General features: G+C 64.6%; 12 protein-coding genes. 8 read left to right on the top strand and 4 right to left on the bottom strand.

Annotated elements, in window-relative coordinates:
• Window positions 1–58: 58 nt before the first annotated feature.
• The 7 genes from rluB (at window position 59) to truB (ending at window position 9,044) form a co-directional block, all read left to right on the top strand.
• Window positions 59–1,858: a 23S rRNA pseudouridine(2605) synthase RluB gene (gene rluB, locus D1Y85_RS09155; RefSeq protein WP_124150725.1), complete on the top strand. Its 1,800-nt coding sequence runs from the start codon at window positions 59–61 to the stop codon at window positions 1,856–1,858.
• A gap of 235 nt (window positions 1,859–2,093) precedes the next feature.
• The gene (locus D1Y85_RS26870) at window positions 2,094–2,408 is read left to right on the top strand and encodes a hypothetical protein (protein ID WP_148089144.1); all 315 of its coding nucleotides are present in this window, start codon (window positions 2,094–2,096) and stop codon (window positions 2,406–2,408) included.
• Window positions 2,409–2,413: 5 nt separating this feature from the next.
• A complete protein-coding gene (rimP, locus tag D1Y85_RS09150) occupies window positions 2,414–2,872 on the top strand; it encodes a ribosome maturation factor RimP (protein ID WP_028216619.1) in 459 nt (152 codons plus the stop codon).
• Complete coding sequence (nusA, locus tag D1Y85_RS09145) at window positions 2,869–4,344, top strand: transcription termination factor NusA (RefSeq protein WP_124150724.1); 1,476 nt, start codon at window positions 2,869–2,871, stop codon at window positions 4,342–4,344. Before rimP ends, nusA begins: the two co-directional genes overlap by 4 nt.
• A gap of 170 nt (window positions 4,345–4,514) precedes the next feature.
• Entirely contained in the window at window positions 4,515–7,484 is a 2,970-nt protein-coding gene (gene infB, locus D1Y85_RS09140; RefSeq protein ID WP_124150723.1) for a translation initiation factor IF-2, read from the top strand.
• 125 nt (window positions 7,485–7,609) lie between these two features.
• Complete coding sequence (rbfA, locus tag D1Y85_RS09135; protein ID WP_124150722.1) at window positions 7,610–7,978, top strand: 30S ribosome-binding factor RbfA; 369 nt, start codon at window positions 7,610–7,612, stop codon at window positions 7,976–7,978.
• Window positions 7,979–8,081: 103 nt separating this feature from the next.
• Complete coding sequence (gene truB / locus D1Y85_RS09130) at window positions 8,082–9,044, top strand: tRNA pseudouridine(55) synthase TruB (RefSeq protein WP_124150721.1); 963 nt, start codon at window positions 8,082–8,084, stop codon at window positions 9,042–9,044.
• 100 nt (window positions 9,045–9,144) lie between these two features.
• On the opposite strand, the gene D1Y85_RS09125 is transcribed toward truB, so the two are convergent.
• The 4 genes from D1Y85_RS09125 to D1Y85_RS09110 all read right to left on the bottom strand — a co-directional run bounded on the left by D1Y85_RS09125 (window position 9,145) and on the right by D1Y85_RS09110 (window position 14,276).
• On the bottom strand, window positions 9,145–10,710 hold the full coding sequence (locus tag D1Y85_RS09125; RefSeq protein ID WP_124150720.1) for a DHA2 family efflux MFS transporter permease subunit: 1,566 nt from the start codon (window positions 10,708–10,710) through the stop codon (window positions 9,145–9,147).
• A 28-nt stretch (window positions 10,711–10,738) separates the two neighbouring features.
• The gene (locus tag D1Y85_RS09120; protein WP_124150719.1) at window positions 10,739–12,004 is read right to left on the bottom strand and encodes an EmrA/EmrK family multidrug efflux transporter periplasmic adaptor subunit; all 1,266 of its coding nucleotides are present in this window, start codon (window positions 12,002–12,004) and stop codon (window positions 10,739–10,741) included.
• 77 nt (window positions 12,005–12,081) lie between these two features.
• The gene (locus D1Y85_RS09115) at window positions 12,082–13,656 is read right to left on the bottom strand and encodes an efflux transporter outer membrane subunit (protein WP_124150792.1); all 1,575 of its coding nucleotides are present in this window, start codon (window positions 13,654–13,656) and stop codon (window positions 12,082–12,084) included.
• A 101-nt stretch (window positions 13,657–13,757) separates the two neighbouring features.
• Window positions 13,758–14,276, bottom strand: a complete 519-nt coding sequence (locus tag D1Y85_RS09110) for a MarR family winged helix-turn-helix transcriptional regulator (protein WP_124150718.1) — start codon at window positions 14,274–14,276, stop codon at window positions 13,758–13,760.
• Window positions 14,277–14,741: 465 nt separating this feature from the next.
• On the opposite strand from D1Y85_RS09110, the gene typA reads away from it, so the two are divergent.
• Window positions 14,742–16,568 carry a translational GTPase TypA gene (gene typA / locus D1Y85_RS09105; protein ID WP_124150717.1) on the top strand — a complete coding sequence of 609 codons (1,827 nt, stop codon included), beginning with the start codon at window positions 14,742–14,744 and terminating at the stop codon, window positions 16,566–16,568.
• Window positions 16,569–16,848: the final 280 nt, after the last annotated feature.

Below are 16,848 nucleotides of genomic sequence, written 5' to 3'. Positions count from 1 at the left end.
AAGAGCATTTTTGACGCGCCCCGCAATGGGGCGCGCAACCTGACATTTTGAGGTTGTTTTGACTGATATCCACGACACCGATTCGACCGACGCGTCCGAATCCCCGCGCCGCGCGGCTTCCGCGCGTGCCGACGAACCTCGTGCCCGTGAAACCGGTGGCGACGCCGCCGAGGTGCCGACGTCCGGTGGCGGCGAAGGCGAGGGCGAGGACCGTCCGCGCCGCGGCCTGCGCCGGGGGCCGCGTAGCCTGATCGCGCGCCGCCGTGCGGGCGCGAAGGCCAAGACCACGGATGCCGTACCCGCGGAAGGCGTTCCGTCCACGACCGAAACGCCGCCGGAAGGCGAGGTCGCCGCGCAACCGCGCGCACCGCGCAAGGAAGGCGCAGCGAAGAAGCCGGGCCGTCGCAACCAGGGCGCGCAGGCCGATCAGGCCGCCGCCGGGGCTGGGGCTGGGAAACACACGGGCAAGGGTCGGAAGGGTCAACAGGCGGGGCAACCGGGCCATGGTCGCACAGACACCTCGCCCGCCGCGGCGGGGAGCGCGCCCGACGACCTGTTCCTGTACGTGACGTCGCCTGCCTTCGACGCCGACAATACCGGCGGGGCCGGCGTGCGTGCGCCGATGCTGCGCCGCGGCCGCGTGCAGCAGGCAAAGCGCGAACTGAGCGCGGACGACGACGCACCGAAGCTGCACAAGGTTCTCGCAGACGCGGGCATGGGCTCGCGCCGCGACATGGAAGAGCTGATCATCGCCGGGCGTGTTTCGGTGAACGGCGAACCGGCGCACATCGGCCAGCGCATTCTGCCGACCGACCAGGTGCGCATCAACGGCAAGCCGATCAAGCGCAAACTGCCGAACAAGCCGCCGCGCGTGCTGCTCTATCACAAGCCGACCGGCGAGATCGTGAGCCATGCTGACCCGGAAGGCCGTCCGTCGGTGTTTGACCGACTGCCTCCGATGAAGACGGCGAAATGGCTTGCGGTCGGCCGTCTCGACTTCAACACCGAAGGTCTGCTGATGCTGACCACTTCGGGCGACCTCGCCAACCGTTTCATGCATCCGCGTTACAGCGTCGAGCGTGAGTATGCCGTGCGCGTGGTCGGCGAACTGACGGAAGGGAATCGCCAGAAGCTCTTGAAGGGCGTCGAACTCGAAGACGGTCCGGCGAACTTCCTGCGCATCCGCGACGGCGGCGGCGAGGGCACGAATCACTGGTATCACGTCGCGCTGGCCGAAGGCCGTAACCGTGAAGTGCGCCGCATGTTCGAGGCGGTTGGCCTGATGGTGAGCCGTCTGATCCGCACGCGTCACGGCCCGATCGCGCTGCCGCGCGGACTGAAGCGCGGCCGCTGGGAGGAACTGGAGGACAACCAGGTGCGTACGCTCATGGCGTCCGTTGGCCTTAAGGCCCCGGCCGAGGAGAAGGGCGGTCGCGGTGGCAATGCGCAAGAGCGTCGTCAGCCGGATCCGATGCAGACCTCAATGGGTTTCATCAACCGCGAGCCTGTGCTGAGTTCCCATGGTGCGATGGGGCAGCCGCGCACCGGACGTCGCGGCGCCGCGGGTGGCGCGGGCGGTTTTGGCGGCATGGGCGGTGGGTTCGGCGCGGGCGCGGGCGCAGGCTTTGGTGGCGGTCGCAGCGGCAACCGCACGGGCGGCCGGGATGTCGATGGAAATCGCGCGCCTGGCACGGGCAAGCGCATGGGCGGCAACGCGAACGCCAACCCCAATAGCAATCGCCGCGGCGCTCCGGGCGGCAAGGGCAACCCTGGCGCCAACGCCGGCGGTAACCGTCCGGCGGGTGGCAACCGTGGCGGTCAGCGCGGCACGCCGCGCAATCGCACGCGCGGTCACTAAGCAGCGTACGGCGCCGCTGCGGCAGAAGCAGCGGGCGCCGTCACGAATATCCGGGATCGCTAATGCGGCGCTCGTGTCGTTTCGCAAGATATGCCGCAAGATGCACGCCGGACTCGCATCAAGCCTTTCCCGACAGGCATTTAGCGCGCGTCGGATTGCGTTGATGTCGAAAAAAGGCTAGAATCTCGTGGTCGCTGGGCGTGCGGCTTTTATTTGCGCCCCAGGTGCGACCACCTTGGCAATAAAAGAAGATGGGCGTTTCGCCCATTTTTTTTTGGTCCGGCCGTTTTGCAGTTTGCATACAGTCTCGCGCGGGTTTCAAGCGAGGCTAAAGCGAGCCTCAAGCAAAACTCAAGCGCTGAAAGCAGACTGGCGCCGGATTGCTGGCGGACTGGAAGCAGGCCGAAAAGCGCAGGGCCCGGATCGGGTCGCGCAGGGTGTGTCGCCCGGGGGGGCAGGCAATGTGCAAGAGCGCGCGCTCACTTGGCGCGCGGCCCGCGAAACCGGTTTTCTGGAAGTTGCAGGCCTGCCGCGCGAATATCTGGAGTAGGCATTGTGCAACTGACGGAACTGATTGAAACCACGGTCACCGGACTCGGTTACGAGCTGGTTGACCTGGAGCGCACCGGGCGCGGCATGCTGACCATCTACATCGATCAGCCTGCCGGCATCGCGATCGAGGACTGCGAGAAGGTCACGCGTCAGCTGCAGCACGTTCTGACGGTCGAGAACATCGACTACGAGCGACTCGAAGTTTCGTCGCCGGGCCTCGACCGTCCGCTGAAGAAACTGGCGGACTTCGAACGCTTCGCAGGCTGCGAGGCGGTCATCACGCTGAAAAAGCCATTGGACGGACGGAAATCGTACCGGGGCATCGTGCATGCACCCGAGGGCGAGACCATCGGTCTGGAATTCGAAGGGAAGGCAGGTCCCGCGATGCTGGATTTCACACTCGCGGACATCGACAAAGCTCGCCTTATCCCCAAAGTTGACTTTAGGAGCCGCAAACAATGAGTCGCGAAGTGTTGATGCTGGTGGACGCGCTGGCACGCGAGAAGAATGTCGACAAGGACGTGGTGTTTGCCGCCCTTGAAGCGGCGCTCGCATCCGCCTCCAAGAAACTCTTCGACGAAGATGCGGACATCCGCGTGCACATCGACCGCGAAAGCGGCGAGCACGAGACGTACCGCCGCTGGCGCGTCGTGCCCGACGAAGCGGGTCTTCAGGAGCCGGATCAGGAAATCCTGCTGTTCGAAGCGCGCGAGCAGAATCCCGACATCCAGATCGACGAATTCATCGAACAACCGGTGCCGTCGGTCGAGTTCGGCCGTATCGGTGCGCAGGCCGCCAAGCAGGTCATCCTGCAAAAGGTGCGCGACGCCGAGCGCGAGCAGATTCTCAATGACTTCCTCGAGCGCGGCGAAAGCATCATGACCGGCACGGTCAAGCGCATGGACAAGGGCAACTTCATCGTTGAATCGGGCCGTGTCGAAGCGCTGCTGCGCCGCGACCAGCTGATCCCGAAGGAAAACCTGCGCGTGGGCGACCGCGTGCGCGCCTGGATCGGCAAGGTCGACCGCACGGCACGCGGTCCGCAGATCGAACTCTCGCGCACCGCGCCCGAGTTCCTGATGAAGCTCTTCGAAATGGAAGTGCCGGAAATCGAGCAGGGTCTCCTTGAAATCAAGGCGGCTGCGCGCGATCCGGGCGTGCGCGCGAAGATCGGCGTCGTCGCTTACGACAAGCGCATCGATCCGATCGGCACCTGCGTCGGCATCCGCGGTTCGCGCGTGCAGGCGGTGAGGAACGAGCTCGGTGGCGAAAACGTCGACATCGTGCTATGGTCGGAAGACCCCGCCCAGTTCGTGATTGGCGCGCTCGCGCCGGCTGCCGTGCAGTCGATCGTCGTCGACGAGGAAAAGCACTCGATGGACGTCGTCGTCGACGAAGGCGAGCTTGCGGTTGCCATTGGCCGTAGCGGCCAGAATGTGCGTCTCGCCAGCGAACTGACCGGCTGGCAAATCAATATCATGACGCCGGACGAAAGCGCGCAGAAGCAGAATCAGGAGCGCACCGTGTTGCGCGATCTGTTCATGGCGCGTCTTGACGTCGACGAAGAAGTCGCCGACATCCTGATCGACGAAGGCTTTACGAGCCTCGAAGAGATCGCCTACGTGCCGCTCAACGAAATGCTCGAGATCGAGGCGTTCGACGAAGACACCGTGCACGAGTTGCGCAACCGCGCGCGCGACGCGCTGCTCACGCAGGCCATCGCGAACGAGGAGAAAGTCGAAAGCGCCGTGCTGGATCTGAAGAGCCTCGACGGCATGGACCAGGATCTGCTTGCGAAGCTGGCTCAGCACGAGATTCACACCCGCGACGAGCTCGCCGAGCTGGCCGTGGACGAGCTGACCGAAATGACGGGAATGGAAGAGGACGCCGCGAAGGCGTTGATCATGAAGGCACGTGAACACTGGTTTCAGTAATGAACCCAGTGAAGAACGAGCAGGAAACGACCATGACCCACTGAACTGATCGCGGCCGGTTCCGTTTTTGGTGCAGGTCCTACGGGACCTCACAGTACCTAACGGGACCACAAGGGCCGCATGAACCGATGTCAACCGCAAGGAATCGCTCCTTGCATTAAGAGGAATGAATGGCGAGTAACAACGTAGCCCAATTTGCCGCGGAACTGAAAATGCCTGCAGGCGTGCTGCTTGAGCAGCTGCAGGCGGCGGGCGTCCAGAAAGCGAGCGAGGACGATGCCCTGTCGGAAACCGACAAGGCGCGTCTGCTCGACCACTTGCGCAAGTCACACGGCTCGACCGACGCGGACAAGCGCAAGATCACGCTGACGCGCCGGCATACGTCGGAGATCAAGCAGTCCGACGCGACGGGTAAGGCTCGCACCATTCAGGTTGAGGTGCGCAAGAAGCGCACGTTCGTCCGCCGTGACGAATCCGCCGATCAGGCGGAGGCATCGAATCATGCAGCCGACGCAGCCGCTGCCGCCGAAGAGGCGGAGCTGCAGCGCCGCGAAGAAGAAGCTCGCCGTGAGGCCGAGCTGCTCGAACGTCAGGCTCAGGAGCTCAAGGAGCGCCAGGAGCTTCTCGCCCGTGAAGAGGCCGAGCGCCTCGCACGCGAAGAAGCGGCCGAGGCCGAGCGCCGTCGCGCCGAGGAAGAGGCTGCAAAGAAGAAGTCCGCAGCGGACGTAGCCGCCCGCGAACTGGCTGCGCAAGCCGTCGAGGCGCAACGCAGCGCCGCGGCCGAGGCACAGTCGAAGCAGGAATCGCAGGTCCAGCAGGAACAACAGGACGAGCAGCGCGCCGCTGCCGAACGTGCTGCCCAGCGCGAAGCCGCGCAGAAGGCCGAGGCCGCCGCGCGCGAGGCCGCTGAAAAGGCGCGCCAGGAGCAGGAAGAGATCTCGCGCCGCCGCGCGGCCGCCGAGGCCGAAGCGCGCGCGATCCGCGAAATGATGAACACGCCGCGCAAGGCGCAGCAGGCCAAGCCGGTCGAACCGCCGAAGCCCGCTGAGCCGGCGAAGCCCGCCGAAGCGAAGGGCACGCTGCACAAGCCGGCGCGTCCGGAAGGTGCTGCACGTCCGGCAGCTGGCGCTGGGGCGAAGAAGCCGACTACGACGACTGCTGCTGCGCCCGCCGCGGGTGCACCGGGCGCCGGTGCGGGCGATCGCAACAAGAAGCCGGGCGCAGGCAAGGGCGGCTGGCAGGACGACGCCGCGAAGCGTCGTGGCATCAAGACGCGTGGCGATTCCTCGGGCGGTGTCGACCGTGGCTGGCGCGGTGGTCCGAAGGGCCGCGGCAAGCATCAGGACAACGGTTCGACGTTCCAGGCGCCGACCGAGCCGATCGTGCGTGAAGTGCACGTGCCGGAAACCGTCACGGTGGCCGACCTCGCGCACAAGATGGCCGTGAAGGCATCGGAAGTCATCAAGGCGATGATGAAGATGGGCCAGATGGTCACGATCAACCAGATGCTCGACCAGGAAACGGCGATGATCATCGTCGAGGAACTCGGCCACCGTGCGGTTGCCGCGAAGCTCGACGATCCGGAAGCGCTGCTGGTCGAAGGCCAGGAAACGGCGACGGATGCAGAGCAGTTGCCGCGTCCGCCGGTCGTGACGGTCATGGGTCACGTCGACCACGGCAAGACGTCACTGCTCGACTACATCCGTCGCGCGAAGGTTGCCGCGGGCGAAGCGGGCGGCATTACGCAGCACATCGGCGCTTACCACGTCGAAACGCCGCGTGGCGTCATCACGTTCCTCGACACACCGGGTCACGAGGCCTTTACGGCCATGCGTGCACGCGGTGCGCTGGCCACCGACATCGTGATTCTCGTGGTCGCGGCCGACGACGGCGTGATGCCGCAGACGAAGGAAGCGATCTCCCACGCGAAGGCAGGCGGCGTGCCGCTCGTCGTCGCGATCAACAAGATCGACAAGCCTGACGCGAATCTCGATCGCGTGAAGCAGGAACTCGTCGCGGAAGGCGTGGTGCCGGAAGAGTACGGTGGCGATTCGCCGTTCGTGCCGGTGTCGGCGAAGACTGGCGCGGGCATCGACGATCTGCTCGAAAACGTGCTGCTGCAGGCCGAAGTGCTGGAACTGACGGCGCCGGTCGAAGCACCCGCGAAGGGCCTCGTGATCGAAGCGAAGCTCGACAAGGGTAAGGGTCCGGTTGCGACGGTGCTCGTGCGTTCGGGTACGCTCAATCGTGGTGACGTTGTCCTCGCGGGCAGCGCCTACGGTCGCGTGCGTGCCATGCTCGACGAAACCGGCAAGCCGACGAAGTCGGCGGGTCCGTCGATCCCGGTCGAAATCCAGGGTCTCTCGGAAGTGCCGGCTGCCGGCGAAGAAGTCATCGTGCTGCCCGATGAGCGCAAGGCGCGCGAAATCGCGCTGTTCCGCCAGGGCAAGTTCCGCGACGTCAAGCTTGCGAAGCAGCAGGCCGCGAAGCTCGAAAACATGCTCGAGCAGATGGGCGAAGGCGAAGTGCAGTACCTGCCGCTCATCGTCAAGGCCGACGTGCAGGGCTCGCAGGAAGCACTCGTTCACGCGCTGCTCAAGCTTTCCACCGACGAAGTGCGCGTGCAGATCGTGCACGGCGCGGTTGGCGGCATCAGCGAAAACGACGTCAACCTTGCAACGGCTTCGAAGGCGGTCATCATCGGCTTCAACACGCGTGCCGATGCTCAGGCGCGCAAGCTGGCCGAAGCAAACGGCGTCGATATCCGTTACTACAACATCATCTATGACGCTGTGGATGAGGTGAAGGCCGCGATGTCGGGCATGCTCCCGCCGGAAAAGCGCGAGACCATCATCGGCATGGTGGAAGTGCGCCAGGTCTTCAAGGTGCCGAAGGTCGGCGCGGTGGCCGGCTGTATGGTCACGGACGGTATCGTCAAGCGTTCGTCGTCGGTGCGCGTGCTGCGCAACAACGTGGTCATCCACACCGGCGAACTCGATTCGCTCAAGCGCTTCAAGGACGACGTCAAGGAAGTCAAGCAGGGCTTCGAGTGCGGTATGTCGATCAAGAACTTCAACGATATCGTCGAAGGCGATCAGTTCGAGGTGTTCGAGATCACGGAAGTCGCGCGTACGCTGTAACGAACAGGCGCGACGCTAGACGGGCGGGGCGGGCGCTGGCCAGCCCCGCCCGTTTGTTTTTGTACGGACGGTTTTGTTTGCGAAGCCGTCCGGTTTTAAGGCCGCCGAAACTGGGTGGATAAATCATGACGAAAAAACGTTCCTCTCCGAATCGCAACGTGCAGATCGCCGACCAGATCCAGCGCGATCTTTCCGAACTCGTGTCGCGCGAAGTGAAGGACCCGCGCATCGGGCTCGTCACGATCCAGAGCGTCGAGCTGACGCCGGACTACGCACACGCGAAGGTCTACTTCACGACGCTCACCGGAGACCCGCACGCCACGCAGGATGCGCTGAACCACGCAGCGGGCCATCTGCACAACCTGCTCTTCAAGCGCCTGCACATTCATACCGTGCCGACGCTGCATTTCCACTACGACAAGACGGTCGAGCGGGCCGTCGAGATGTCGCGCCTCATCGACGAAGCCAATTCGACGCGCGCAAAGGAAGACTAAGCGCGGCCGGCCGGGCGCGCGCGCGCGTGCATCAGGGCGACGCCCGCCGGATGGCGGCGCGCTTTTGTGTCAGCGATTCGTCCGGTTGTCTGTTCTGCCTGACATGACAGCATCCTCTTCTCCCACACAAGCCGGCTCGGGCCGGCCGAAGGTCCCGCGTCGCTTGCTCGACGGCGTGCTTCTGCTCGACAAACCCGTCGGTCTTTCCAGCAACGACGCATTGATCCGTGCGAAGCGGCTCTATCGCGCGAAGAAGGCGGGCCACACCGGCACGCTCGATCCGCTCGCTTCGGGGCTGTTGCCGCTTTGTTTCGGCGAAGCGACCAAGTTCTCGCAGGATCTGCTCGACGCCGACAAGACCTACGAGGCGACCATGCGCCTTGGCATTCGCACGGCGACCGGCGACGCCGAAGGCGATGCCGTAGAGACCCGCGACGTGACATGCGCCGAAGCCGCTGTGCGCGACGCGATGACGAAGTTCGTCGGCGATATCGTGCAGGTGCCGCCGATGTACTCCGCGCTCAAGCGCGATGGCAAGCCGCTTTATGAATACGCGCGCGCGGGACAGGTCGTCGAGCGTGAAGGGCGTCAGGTGACGATCCTCGCGCTGGAGATGATCGCGTGTGATCTTCCGGACGTGACGTTTCGCGTGACGTGCAGTAAGGGCACGTATGTACGCACGCTCGCCGAGGATATCGGCGAGGCGCTCGGCTGCGGCGCGCATCTCGTGATGCTGCGGCGTACGGGCGTAGGTGCGTTGACGCTCGAGCACGCGGTGACGCTCGATACGCTTTCCGATGCCGACGATGCCACCCGCGATGCGTGGCTGCAGCCGGTCGACGCGTTGCTCTCGACGTTTCCGGCCGTGACGCTCGACGATGAGGCATCGCGCCGTTTCATGCACGGTCAGCGCTTGCCGCTCAATGAGCTTGTGGCGGACCGGGCGCAATGGGGCGAGGTGCAGCGCGTGCGCGTCTATGGCGACGACGCCCGGTTGCTGGGCGTCGCGAAGGCCGCGAACGGCGTGCTCGCGCCCGAGCGGCTGGTGGTGAGCGCAGCCACGTAGGCGTCTCGCGGGGCTCAAAGAGAAACGGCACACCGGTCTGAACCGGCGTGCCGTTTTCGTTTGCGCGGGCGCTGTGAGTTGCGCCCGCCGGATCGACGACTCAGTGTGCTGCCGACGCCGCTGCTCCCGCGTCCGCGCTGCCCGCGCGTTCGGGGCGCGTGATCCAGATCAGCGCGATCAGCACGATGAAAATGGCCGACGAAATGTAGAACAGATCGTTCACGCCGAGCTGCGCGGCCTGCTGCGACAGCATCCGGTCGAAGAGCCCGTGTGCCTGCGCCGGGTCGAGACCGGCCACGTTCTGCATTTGCTGCATCGACTGGTTGAAGATCGGGCTCGTCGGTGTGGCCTGCTCGGTGAGGCGCGCGTGATGAAACGTCGTGCGGTGATCCCACGCCGTTTCGAAGATCGACGTGCCGATGCCGCCGCACATGATCCGCACGAAGTTCGAAAGACCCGATGCGGCTGGAATGCGGTTGCCGGGCAGTCCTGACAGCGTGATCGACACGAGCGGAATAAACAGGCCTGCCATGCCGATGCCCTGAATCAGCGTCGGCAAGGTGAGGGCCCACGTGTCCACGCCGGTCGTGTAACGCGAACGCAGCCAGAAGCAGAGCGCGAACACGATGAACGCCGACGTCGCGATGTAGCGCGGATCGGTGCGCGGCAGGAGGCGGCCCGTGATCGGCGAGAGCATGATCGCGAAGAAGCCCACGGGCGCCATCACGAGGCCTGCGTCGGTTGCGGTGTAGCCGATGTCGGTCTGCAGCCACAGCGGCAGCAGCACGAGATTGCCGAAGTAGAGGCCGTAGCCCACCGAAAGTGCGATGGTGCCGCCGGTAAAGTTGCGCCGCGCAAAGAGCGAGAGATCGACGACCGGGTGCTTCTCGGTCAGTTCCCACACGACGAAGAATGCGAACGCGATGACGGCGGTCAGCGCGAGCACGACAATCGTCGTCGACGAGAACCAGTCGAGGTCCTTGCCCTTGTCGAGCATCACCTGGAGCGAACCGACCCAGACGATCAGCAAGGCGAGGCCGACGCCGTCGATCGGCGCCTTCCTGATGACCGAGTCGCGGTCGCGGAAGATCGACCACGTGGCGAACGCGGCCACGATGCCGACCGGGATGTTCACGTAGAAGATCCACGGCCACGAGATGTTGTCGGAGATCCAGCCGCCGAGAATCGGCCCGGCCACAGGTGCGATGAGCGTGGTCATCGACCACATGGAGAGCGCCATCGGCGCCTTCGCGCGCGGATAGCTCGCGAGCAGGAGCGTCTGCGACAGCGGGATCATCGGGCCCGCCACGGCGCCCTGCAGTACGCGCGAAGCGAGCAGGAAGGGCAGCGTGGGCGCAAGACCGCACATCCACGACGAGATCACGAACAGGATGATCGACGCCATGAAGAGGCGCACCTGACCGATGCGGTCGGTGAGCCATCCTGTGAGCGGCACGGAGATCGCGTTTGCGACGGCGAACGACGTGATGACCCAGGTGCCCTGATCGGACGACACCCCGAGGTCGCCCGAGATCGACGGAATCGACACGTTGGCGATCGAGGTGTCCAGCACGTTCATGAACACCGCGAGCGACACCGCGATGGTGCCGAACACGAGTTTCGCGCCTTGCAGCGGCGGATGGACTGCGCTTTGTTGTTCTGCCATTACTTCGCTTCTTGTGGGCTCGTGCGGCTTACATCACTTTGGCTGCGTGCGGGGCCGACGACACCGTCGCCTTGCCAGCGCTTTTGTTCGTGCTCTTACCCGCGCCTTGACCCGAACCGGACGCATTGGTGCCGGCATTCTCCGCAATGATGCGAGCGATCGTGTCGTCGGCTTCCTTGCCGTACTTGTCGAACACATCCGTCTCATAGACGGTGTTTTGCGCGTTGCCGAGCTGGCTGCCCGTGTCGTCCTTGATGTTCACGTCTACCGTCATCGAGAGGCCAATACGCAGCGGGTGCTTCTCGAGATCAGCCGGATCCAGCAAGATGCGCACCGGAAGGCGTTGTACGACCTTGATCCAGTTGCCCGTCGCGTTCTGCGCTGGCAAGAGCGAGAAGGCCGAGCCCGTGCCCGCCGAGAAGCCCGCCACCGTGCCGTGATAGACCACCGACGAACCGTACACATCGGCCCTCATCTCGACCGGTTGGCCGACGCGCATGTGCTTGAGCTGCACCTCCTTGAAGTTCGCGTCGACCCACAGAGCGTTCAGCGGCACGACCGACATCAGCGGCGTGCCCGGCGCGACGCGCTGTCCGACCTGCACCGAGCGCTTCGCGACGTAGCCCGTCACCGGCGCGGGCAGCGTATTGCGCGCGTTGGCGAGGTACGCGTCGCGGACCTTCGCAGCGGCGGCCAGCACGTTCGGATGGTTGGAAATGGTCGTGTTCGCGGTCAGCGCACGGTTCGCGGCGAGCTGTTGCTGCGCGGCTTCCAGTGCGGCTTCGGCGCTTCGCTGGGCATCGCGTGCGTGCGAGATTTCTTCCTGCGAAACGGCGCCCGTCTGCGCGACCTGCATGCGGCGGCGCAGGTCGTCCTGCGCGCGCGAGAGGTCGGCCTGGCGCACTGCGACCTGGGCCTGGTACTGGCTGTCGCCGGCGAAAAGACCGCGCACCTGGCGCACGGTCTGCGCGAGATTGGCTTCGGCCTGCTGCAGCGCGATGCGCGAGTCAGCAGGGTCGAGCAGCACGAGCGGGTCGCCGGCCTTGACGGTCTGCGTGTCGTCGGCCTTCACCGCGACGACCGTGCCGGTCACCTGCGGCGTGATCTGCACGACGTTGCCGTTCACGTAGGCATCGTCGGTGCTTTCCGAGAAACGGGCGACGAGGAAGTAATAGAGGCCGTAGGCAATGGCTGCAATCGCGATGACGAGGATCAGCATCGTCATCATGCGGCGGCGCTTGCCGTTGCCTGCGCTCGGCTGCGGATTGGCTGCCGGTTGCTGGGGGGTGCTCATGGAAATGATCTCCGGGTTCTCTCTTGCTGTTCGGTCGATGATTCGATCGAGGCTGTATTAATCGTGCGGGTGCGGTCTCAGTTCGACGGCGTTGCTGCCGCCGTTGCGCTTTGGGCGGGCACCATCGTGCCGCTCCACGGCACACCGCTCCACGGCGCACCGTTCGGCCCCTTCGCCTCGCTGCCGATTTCGGTCGGTGGCACGAGGTCCGAGCTTTGTGCGTCGAAGCCGCCGCCGAGCGCCTTGATGAGCGCCATCTGGTCGTCGCGCCGCTGGGCCTTCAGGTTCGCTACGGTCTGTTCGGCCGCGAGGCGGTTCTGGTCGGCGTTGAGGACCTGGAGCTGTTCGGAGAGGCCCGCCTTGTAGCGGATCACGGCGAGCTGGAACGCATTCGTCGATGCGTCGAGCGCGCGCTGTGCGTCGACGAGCTGCCGGTCGGCCGAGCGGATCGACGACACTTGGGTCGCGACGTCCTGGAACGCGCCGATGAGCGTCTGGTTGTAGTTCGCCACGTCGAGTTCGAAGTCGGCGTAACGGCCTCTCAGCTGCGCCCGCAGCGCGCCCGCGTCGAAGATCGGCAGATGGATTGCCGGGCCGAACTGAATTTGCCGGCTCGACGAGGTCAGGAATTTGCCCCAGCCGAATGCATCGAAACCGAAGCCCGCCGCGAGGTTCACGTCGGGATAGAACTCGGCCTTGGCTTCCTTGACGTCGTGCATCGCGGCTTCGATTTGCCAGCGTGCCGCGACGATGTCCGGGCGGCGCGACACGAGGTCGGCGGGCAGGTTGTCGGGCAGCGTGAGGTTGGCAGCGGGGTTCAGCACCGGCTGCGCGATCTGCAGGCCGCGGTCCGGGCCCTTGCCGAGCAGCGCGCCGAGCTGGTAGCGCACCGACTCGATCTGGCCGTCGATCTGCGAGAGGTTCGCCTGGCTCGTCGCGATGTTGCCGTTCGCGGTCTGACGTTCGACGTTGGTGTCGAGGCCCGCTACGACGCGCCCGTTCGTGATCGTGCCGATCGTCTTGCGGTTGTCGATCTCGCTCACCGCGATGTCACGTAGCGCGTAAAGCTGCGCGAGCTGGTTATAGGTGCGCGCGACCGAGGCGGCGAGCGTGATGCGCGCCTGCTGCATGTCGGCGAGCGTGGCTCTCTGTGTGGAGACCGCCTGCGCGAGGCGCTGGCGGTTCTTGCCCCAGAGGTCGAGGTCCCAGGAGGCGCTCGCGAGCACATTGTTCTCGCTATACCACGTGCCGCCGTAGGGCGGCGGGAAGAGCGCGTTGGCCGAGTACAGTTCGCGGGTCCATGAGTAACTCGCGCTGGCCTTCGGGAAGAGCGCGGACCTCGACGACTCGATGTACGACGACGCCTTGGCGATGCGAGCCTGCGCCTGTGCGATCGTCGGGCTGCCTTCGAGCGCTTCGTCGATCAGCTTCGGCAACTGCGGGTCGCCGAACTGGTTGGCCCACTCGAGCCTGGGCCACTGGCCGCCCTGCGAGGGAATGCTCTGCGAGGTCTCGAACTGCTGCGGCTGGGCGATGGTCTTGTCGCTCCGGATGCCGAAGTAGTTCACGCATCCCGAAAGGGCCAACGCCGTTACCGCGGCGGCAACGGCAGCCCGGCACGACACTGGCCGTGATAGCGCTATCCGGGACATGAAAGGGGAGTTCATTGCTCGTCTCGACGCGTGAGAAGTGAAAGTGATACTGGACGCTGCAGCGATTTTATTTTGCGACGCTTTCAAATTTGATTGCCCCGTCATGAATTGGTGGGCGCGTTCTGGCCTGGGTTTTGATTTGTGTTTTGGCTGGCCTCGCAGCCGTTCGCAAGTACCCGCCGCAGCATGCTCTTCAGGAAGCCGACTTCCTCGGGCGAGAGGCCGTTCAGGAGCGTTGCGGCGATGCCGGTGAAGATCGCCGGCATACGCGCGGCGATGGACTGTCCCTCGGTCGTGAGCGCGAGGCGCACTGCGCGGCGGTCCTCGGAACTACGCACGCGTTTGAGCAGCCCCCGCTTTTCCAGCCGGTCGACGAGGCGCGTCACGGCGCTCGCGTCGATCCCGTACTCGCGCGCGAGTTCCGCGGCGAGCACACACTTGCCGCTCGCGACCATGAACAGCACGCTTGCCTGCTGAACCGTCACGCCCAACTCGGCGACGGTGCGCTGGTTGATCAGGTTCGACATGGTCGATTTCACGCGCGAGATGAGATAGCCGACGCTTTCTCCGAAGTCGTATTCGACGACTTCGGACAGTGGTGTAGGTGTCGGGTCCGTCATGATTCTGCTGCGCCTGCAATGGTTGACCAGGCAGGGATTATAGAGTGCGGTTACTTGACGCGGCAAGCGTCAATTACGCGTTTGCTGAAAAACCTTTGCAGAATCGGGGCTTAATCATCTTGGGGTCGTATGGGAAAATCCCCGGTACCAGTGGGGTTAATAGTTGGTTTCGCCCCGTCTTTGCCCCACCGCACTTCATCCCCACGCGTTCATCGCCGTTATTCCGCCACGCCCTCCATTGCATTGCAGGGCGCCGTGAAGACATGTGTCAGAGAGAGTCATCTGCACATGCTATAATTTCAGGTTCCCAAGAGTGTGCTTTTGCCTCGGGTTGTGCCGGTCCATCCGGCGCCGGGCCAATGACAGCGGACGAATGGGGTATCAACGTCGGGGCATCGAAGTCGTAGCGCTCCCGAATAGTGATGCCCGACGCCCCCTTGCGCACCTAACTGTACCCAGGTTCCTATGTCCCGCGCCCTTCGCAACATCGCCATCATTGCCCACGTCGACCACGGCAAGACCACGCTCGTCGACCAACTGCTGCGCCAGTCCGGCACCTTCCGCGACAACCAGCAGATCGCCGAACGTGTCATGGACTCGAACGACATCGAAAAAGAGCGCGGCATCACGATTCTCGCCAAGAACTGCGCGGTCGAGTACGAAGGCACCCACATCAACATCGTCGACACCCCGGGCCACGCCGACTTCGGCGGCGAGGTGGAGCGCGTGCTGTCGATGGTCGACTCCGTGCTGCTGCTCGTCGACGCCGTCGAAGGTCCGATGCCGCAGACGCGCTTCGTCACGAAGAAGGCGCTCGCGCTCGGCCTGAAGCCGATCGTCGTCGTCAACAAGATCGACCGTCCGGGCGCGCGCATCGACTGGGTCATCAACCAGACGTTCGATCTGTTCGACAAGCTCGGCGCGACCGAAGAGCAGCTCGACTTCCCGGTCGTGTACGCGTCGGGCCTGAACGGCTACGCGTCGCTCAGCGCAGATGCGCGCGACGGCGACATGCGCCCGCTGTTCGAGGCGATCCTCGAACACGTGCCGGTGCGCGACGCCGATCCGGAAGGTCCGCTCCAGCTGCAGATCACGTCGCTCGACTTTTCGACCTACGTCGGCCGTATCGGCGTGGGCCGCATCAAGCGCGGCCGCATCAAGCCGGGCCAGCCCGTGGCGCTGCGTTTCGGCCCGGAAGGCGAGGTGATGAACCGCAAGATCAACCAGGTGCTGTCGTTCAGCGGCCTGGAGCGCGTGCAGGTCGAATCGGCGGAAGCCGGCGACATCGTGCTGATCAACGGCATTGAAGACATCGGCATCGGCGCCACGATCTGCGCGGTCGACAACCCCGAAGCCCTGCCGATGATCACGGTGGACGAGCCGACGCTCACGATGAACTTCCTCGTGAATTCGTCGCCGCTCGCGGGCAAGGAAGGCAAGTTCGTGACGAGCCGCCAGATCCGCGACCGTCTCACGAAGGAGCTGAACCACAACGTCGCGCTGCGCGTGAAAGACACCGGCGACGAAACCACGTTCGAAGTGTCGGGCCGCGGCGAGCTGCACCTCACGATCCTGATCGAAAACATGCGCCGCGAAGGCTACGAGCTGGCCGTGTCGCGTCCGCGCGTGGTGCTGCACGAAGTCGACGGCGTAAAGCAGGAGCCGTACGAAATGCTGACCGTCGACGTCGAAGACGCCCACCAGGGCGGCGTGATGGAAGAGCTGGGCCGCCGCAAGGGCGAAATGCTCGACATGGCCTCGGACGCCCGTGGCCGCACGCGTCTGGAATACCGCATTCCGGCACGTGGCCTGATCGGCTTCCAGGGCGAGTTCATGACGCTCACGCGTGGTACGGGCCTCATGAGCCACGTGTTTGACGCATACGGTCCGATCAAGGAAGGTACGCTCGGCGAGCGCCGCAACGGCGTGCTGATCTCGCAGGACGACGGCGCGGCTGTTGCCTACGCGCTGTGGAAGCTGCAGGACCGCGGCCGCATGTTCGTGAAGCCGGGTGACGCGCTGTATGAAGGCATGATCATCGGCATCCACAGCCGCGACAACGACCTCGTCGTGAATCCGATCAAGGGCAAGCAGCTGACCAACGTCCGCGCGTCGGGCACCGACGAAGCCGTGCGCCTCGTTCCGCCGATCCAGATGTCGCTCGAATACGCCGTCGAATTCATCGACGACGACGAACTCGTGGAAGTGACGCCGCAGTCGATCCGTCTGCGCAAGCGCCACCTGAAGGAACACGAGCGTCGCCGCGCGAGCCGCGAAGGCGCTGCCGATTAAGTCGGGCCAGCGATTTTGCGCACCGCAATGCAAGTAAGGACGCAGCGAGGAAGCCGCCCCTATGGGGGCGGCTTTTTTGCGTCCGGCGGGAATTGTGTTGCGGTGCAGAAAGAGTGTGTCGCAATCGCCGCAAAGGCCCATGTACAAAGGGTTTGCGTGCGATCCTGTGCCGCATTGCATCCTTTAGGGGATATCACTTATGTGATATCCTCCGCGGATGCATGATTTAGGTCCTTCCAAGCAGACTTGATTCGCAATCCGCTAAACGGTCAGGCCGTGG

Origin of the sequence: Paraburkholderia dinghuensis, assembly GCF_003837865.1 — a bacterium.
Taxonomy (GTDB): Bacteria; Pseudomonadota; Gammaproteobacteria; order Burkholderiales; family Burkholderiaceae; genus Paraburkholderia; species Paraburkholderia dinghuensis.
This window is presented reverse-complemented; position numbering and strand designations above follow the sequence as displayed.

Bases quoted from the DNA above. Each gene is read 5' to 3' on its own strand.
- nusA (WP_124150724.1), top strand. From the start codon at position 2,869: ATGAGTCGCGAAGTGTTGATGCTGGTGGACGCGCTGGCACGCGAGAAG.
- infB (WP_124150723.1), top strand. From the start codon at position 4,515: ATGGCGAGTAACAACGTAGCCCAATTTGCCGCGGAACTGAAAATGCCT.
- rbfA (WP_124150722.1), top strand. From the start codon at position 7,610: ATGACGAAAAAACGTTCCTCTCCGAATCGCAACGTGCAGATCGCCGAC.
- truB (WP_124150721.1), top strand. From the start codon at position 8,082: ATGACAGCATCCTCTTCTCCCACACAAGCCGGCTCGGGCCGGCCGAAG.
- D1Y85_RS09125 (WP_124150720.1), bottom strand. From the start codon at position 10,710: ATGGCAGAACAACAAAGCGCAGTCCATCCGCCGCTGCAAGGCGCGAAA.
- D1Y85_RS09120 (WP_124150719.1), bottom strand. From the start codon at position 12,004: ATGAGCACCCCCCAGCAACCGGCAGCCAATCCGCAGCCGAGCGCAGGC.
- D1Y85_RS09115 (WP_124150792.1), bottom strand. From the start codon at position 13,656: ATGTCCCGGATAGCGCTATCACGGCCAGTGTCGTGCCGGGCTGCCGTT.
- D1Y85_RS09110 (WP_124150718.1), bottom strand. From the start codon at position 14,276: ATGACGGACCCGACACCTACACCACTGTCCGAAGTCGTCGAATACGAC.
- typA (WP_124150717.1), top strand. From the start codon at position 14,742: ATGTCCCGCGCCCTTCGCAACATCGCCATCATTGCCCACGTCGACCAC.